Origin of the sequence: Reyranella sp., assembly GCF_052439685.1 — a bacterium.
Lineage (GTDB): Bacteria > Pseudomonadota > Alphaproteobacteria > Reyranellales > Reyranellaceae > Reyranella.
The window spans coordinates 61,335-66,449 of the sequence record NZ_JBQVQG010000009.1; the positions used below are offsets into that span (position 1 = coordinate 61,335).

Annotated in this window: 4 protein-coding genes; 2 read left to right on the forward strand and 2 right to left on the reverse strand. The window is 61.1% G+C overall.

All coding sequences use genetic code 11. The features are described 5' to 3' along the window. The coding region (locus ACT6UX_RS13965) for a transposase (protein ID WP_444775761.1) at positions 1–344 on the forward strand (344 nt) is incomplete at its 5' end. 294 nt (positions 345–638) lie between these two features. Here ACT6UX_RS13965 and ACT6UX_RS13970 read toward each other — a convergent pair. Both ACT6UX_RS13970 and ilvC read right to left on the reverse strand, forming a co-directional pair. Next, positions 639–3,050: a tetratricopeptide repeat protein gene (locus tag ACT6UX_RS13970; RefSeq protein ID WP_444775762.1), complete on the reverse strand. Its 2,412-nt coding sequence runs from the start codon at positions 3,048–3,050 to the stop codon at positions 639–641. A 406-nt stretch (positions 3,051–3,456) separates the two neighbouring features. Continuing rightward, positions 3,457–4,476, reverse strand: a complete 1,020-nt coding sequence (gene ilvC / locus ACT6UX_RS13975; protein ID WP_444775763.1) for a ketol-acid reductoisomerase — start codon at positions 4,474–4,476, stop codon at positions 3,457–3,459. Positions 4,477–4,651: 175 nt separating this feature from the next. Between ilvC and ACT6UX_RS13980 the strand changes: the two genes are divergently transcribed. Then, the coding region (locus ACT6UX_RS13980) for a hypothetical protein (RefSeq protein ID WP_444775764.1) at positions 4,652–5,115 on the forward strand (464 nt) is incomplete at its 3' end.

The following is a 5,115-nucleotide window of genomic DNA, read 5'->3' on the forward strand; positions in this document are numbered from 1 at the left end:
GTATCGGACCCAGGATCGCCCGCACCCTGATCGCCGAACTGCCTGAACTGGGGCGCCTCGGCCGACGCGAGATCGCTTCCCTGACCGGCGTTGCCCCGTTCAATCGCGACAGCGGCACCTTGCGGGGCCGCCGTACCATCGCGGGCGGACGACCCGTCGTCCGGGCTGCCCTCTACATGAGCATCCTCGTCTCCATCCGCCACAAGCTGCCCTTAGCGCTGACCTATCATCGCCTGCGCGCCGCCGGAAAGCCCGCCAAGGTCGCCATCGTCGCTTGCATGCGCAAGCTCGTGACCATCCTCAACGCCATCCTCAGGGACAGAAAGCCATGGGCAAACGCTTGACCGCCACCACGGTCGCTCAGCATGAGGTTGGGGGTGACGGTGATTCCATCTCAATCGGAAAGACCCTAGCGGCCACCCCTCGAGCCAGCCGAGCCTTCCTCGATGCATTCCCGGCAGTGCCGGCTGATCGTGTAGCCGATATGGCGCGTCACGCGGCGATCGACTGATGTCTTGCGGGGCTTTTTGCTCGGATGGCCAGCGATGGCGATGTGCGGGCTGAACGAGCGGCATCGCGGCAAGGCTATGAAGGCGGCTACGTCATAGCCTTGTCGGCTCCCAGGGCGAACGGCGCACTTACTTTTTCCGAATCCAGAATTGGTACATGCCGACAAACGTTTCAGGATTCTCACGCTCAAAAGCTTGCCATTGCGTGAGATTGGTCGCTGCTCGATCGTGTGGGAAGCGCATTCTGTAAGACTGCAGAACGCCGGCGGCGACGTCGAACCCCAGAAAGGTCAAATTATTCTCCTCGAGAAACTTCTCGACCTCGGCCAGCGCTACGTGGTGCTCCTGAACATGAAACAGAAGATCGCGGCAACTGCTGATCGTGAACAGATCCGAGGGACGTCCATCCGCGAATCCAACTCCAGTGTTTGCATTCAGGAAGTCCTGGCGCCATCGGCGTATCTCTTCCGCGGTCGTCCCATAGCCCTGTGCGGAAATGGATTGCCGTAGGCCAACCAGTTGTTGTCGCGCGATGCTGCTATAGAGGCCGACAAACATGAACCCGCCAGGACGAAGTCGTGACAAGAGAGCCCGCCATCCCATCCATGGATCGGCTAGATGGTGGAGCACTCCGCCGGCTTCGATGACGTCGAACTGTCTGGGAAGCGAGCCCAGCTTCAACAGGTCCGCCTGGGCATATTCGATCGACGACAGGCCCGCCTCGCGCGTCTTCCTGATGGCGTAGGCGAGACTGCTTCTGCTCAGGTCGATCGCCAGAATCCGAGCCTTGGGGAATTGGTGCGCTGTTCGGATGGGTTGTTGGCCAGTACCGCAGCCCGCTACCAGGATTTCCTGTTTGCTGCCTTCCGGTGAGCGGTCGAGATCCGCCAACGGAAACATCTGACGCAGATTTTCCTCTATACTGTCTGTCTTCTTGTGAGGGAGCGGAACCCTGATCCAGCGTGGATAGGGATTTTCTTCATACTGACGTTGAACAAGCCGCGAGACGTCGTCCTCGATGCTGGTCAATTGGGCAACGGTGGCGCCTATGCGGTGCTCCTCCGCAGGCTCGCGGACCTGTTGTGTCAGAATTGTCCAGATCTCCTCCGGCCACACTCTCTCGAGAAGTCGATTGGAGTGCGGAATCGAGAAAAGGGGGAAGTAGGCTGCGGCCGCCGCCAGCCACAGAGGCGGCACTGGCGCGTCAGCCTCCAACGCCGCCGCAAGCAGAATTCGCAAATCCTCTGCCTTCCGGACTTCTTCGGAAGAGACGGAAAAGACATACTCATTGATGAAGCACTGTCGCGCCAGAGCGCTGTAGAAGCCAATCCCGTCGGTGGATTCGCTCACTTCGCAAGTAGCATCGAGCAGGACGCGACGAGCCATTGTCAAGAAACGCTCAATCTCGACATCGCCGATCGGCGCGGCATCGAGTAGAGCGGACAGCAGTGAGTCGGCAGCTAGGGCCGCAAGGCAGTTTGCCCCGAACAGAGTTTGCGCCGGCAATGGTCGAGGCCAGGCCTCACCTGCTCGTGCAACGCATTCAGCGATGTCAGGGTCAAGCTTGACGAGATCAATGCCAACTCGCGCAAGAGCGTGTGGCCATCCCCAGCATTCGGACAGAGCGCGGACCATAATCGGTCGGAGCTGTTGGTCCGCCACGCCCTGCATGTGACTGAGGCAGGAAACAAAAATGGCTTTGGCGTCGTCTGATTCATGGATCTGCAAGGATCGTTTCGCGACATCCAATGCAGCCGCAGGTTTGCTCAGCGCGATGAACGCCGAGGCAAGATTGTTGAGAGTCATGACAAGATTCGGGTCGATCTTGAGCGCGCGGAGGTAGCAAGCGATCGCCTCATCAAGTCGACCGAGACTGCAGAGAGTGACCCCCAGGTTGTTATATGCCAACGGAAAATCCGCCCTGACGGCGAGCGCTTTGCGATAGCAATCTATCGCCTCATCCGGCTTCCCCAGTTCACCCAGTATGTTGCCCAAGTTCAGCAAGACCTCAACGTTGTTCGCGCTGAGGTGCAGGGTCTTTCGGTAGCTGGCCGCCGCATCGGCAAGCTTGCCCTGTTGCAACAGGGCACCGCCCAGATTCTTATGAGCGTCGGCATAGTTCGGCCTGAACTCGAGAGCCTTTCGATAATGCATCACGGCATCGTCCAGCCTCGAGGAGCTGGCTAGAATATTGCCGAGATTGTTGAGCGCTTCGGGAAAGTCCGGTTTGACGCTGAGGGCTTGATGGTAACGACGCGCGGCTTCGGCTAGTCGTCCGGCCTGATGATGCCTGATGGCATCGGCGAACATGTCCTGGATGCCTGCGCCCGATGTCTGATTAGTCGATGACGACCGTCCACCAGCACGACGTTGCTTGCGATTCATCGCGTTCGAGCCCTGTAATAGATCGACCGAGAGCATCCGCGCAGGAGCAGGGTCGGCGAAATCATCTTCGACATTGGGGCTGAAGCGAATCCGCCTGGCAAATTGGAACTCCCGGTTGCGACGATTAGTACCGACGCTGCAATAGAACCTAGGCACGTCGCGGCGCGACTGACAATCTTGATTGGTACGACTATCTGGTCACCGTTTCAGCTTTGCATCGCCCAGACGTTCGAAAGATCGCGGGACGCACGAAGGGGATATCGTCGCCATTCTCGGTGTAGATTTCACCTTCGAGGGACCGCCGGACTGGAGTTCGGCTCAGCCGTGTCCGCTGGCTTCTTCCCTCTCGGCGTTCGACACCATCGACGATCGCACCTTCCACGCCTGCATCGCAGCCTACAACGAGACACCCCGAAAGTACCTTGCCTGCAGATCGCCTGCCGAGGTTCTTCTCGACGAACTGGTGCACATCGAACGTGACGCCACCCCTCTCTGCGCTCGGGATGACACGCAATAAAAAACGGGCCCCAGTGGGGCCCGTTTCGTTTGAGCGCGGAGCGCCTTAGTTCTTGGCCTTGTCCACCAGGGCCTTTTCCTTGATCCACGGCATCATGGCGCGGAGCTTTTCGCCGATCTCCTCGATCGGGTGCTCCGACATGCGCTTGCGCGTGGCCTTGAAGGAAGCCTGGTTGACCTTGTTCTCCAGCATCCAGTCGCGGGCGAAGCGGCCCGACTGGATGTCTTCCAGCACGCGCTTCATCTCGGCCTTGGTCTCGGCGGTCACGATGCGCGGGCCGGTCTTGTACTCGCCGTACTCGGCGGTGTTGGAGATCGAGTAGTTCATGTTGGCGATGCCGCCCTCGAAGATGAGGTCGACGATCAGCTTCACCTCGTGCAGGCACTCGAAGTACGCCATCTCCGGCGCGTAGCCCGCCTCGACCAGCGTCTCGTAGCCGGCCTTGATCAGCTCGACCAGGCCGCCGCACAGGACGACCTGCTCGCCGAACAGGTCGGTCTCGCATTCTTCCTTGAACGAGGTCTCGATGGTGCCGGCGCGACCGCCGCCCACCGCCGACGAATAGCTCAGCGCGATCTCGAGCGCGTTGCCCGAGGAATTCTGCGCCACCGCCACCAGGCAGGGAACGCCACCGCCGCGCACATACTCGGAGCGCACGGTGTGGCCGGGGCCCTTCGGCGCGATCATGAACACGTCGAGGTCGGCGCGCGGCGTCAGCAGGTTGAAGTGGACATTGAGGCCGTGCGCGAAAGCCAGGGCCGCACCCTGCTTCATGTTCGCGTCGAGGTCGGCGTTGTAGATGTCCGACTGCAGCTCGTCCGGGGTCAGCATCATGACGATGTCGGCCCACTTGGCGCCCTCGGCCGGCGTCATGACGGTAAAGCCGGCGCCCTCGGCCTTCTTGATTGTGGCGGATCCGGCCTTGAGCGCGATGCGCACATCCTTCACGCCCGAATCACGAAGGTTCATGGCGTGGGCATGACCCTGGCTGCCGTAGCCGACGATCAGGACTTTCTTGCCCTTGATCAGGTTCACGTCGGCATCACGATCGTAGTAGACACGCATAGGGGCCAATCCTCCTGGCAGCTGCTTCTTGCAAAGAACGGGGGTTAGTAGACAACCCGGCTCGCAAAAACCAGCCTCGAATCCCGCCTTATCGCATGTCCCCCTTGCGCTTCTACATATGGTATGCCTCACGGAGGGCGACCCAAGCCCCGTAGATCCCCGAGGAAAGCCCCTTATGTCCCTTCGCTCCGCCTTCGTCCCCGCTTCCCTGGCACTCGCGCTGGTTGCCTGCAGCCAGCCCTCGGACGCCCCGACGAACCCGGCCACCCCGATGCCCGGAATCGACTATGCGGCGGAGAATTCGACCGTGCACGGCGCGGCGCGGGCGATGCGCAACCACACCTGGCTGTGGACCCGCGGCCCCGGCCCGGCCCAGATCCACTATTCGACCGCGGACGGTCGCGACCTCGTCTGGATGGTCGGCCAGCGGCGCATCTTCCAGGGCCAGTGGACGGTCGAGAACACCAGCGATTCGAGCGGCCAGCAGATCACCCAGATCTGCCTGCGCTATCCGGGCGTCAATTTCGGCGGGCTGAGCGCCACCTCGACCTGCCGCCCGGCCGGTACTTTCCTCGGCGAGATTCAGCAGCGCGAAGGCGGCGACCCGCTGCAGATGAACGGGCGCACCCAGGCCCTGTT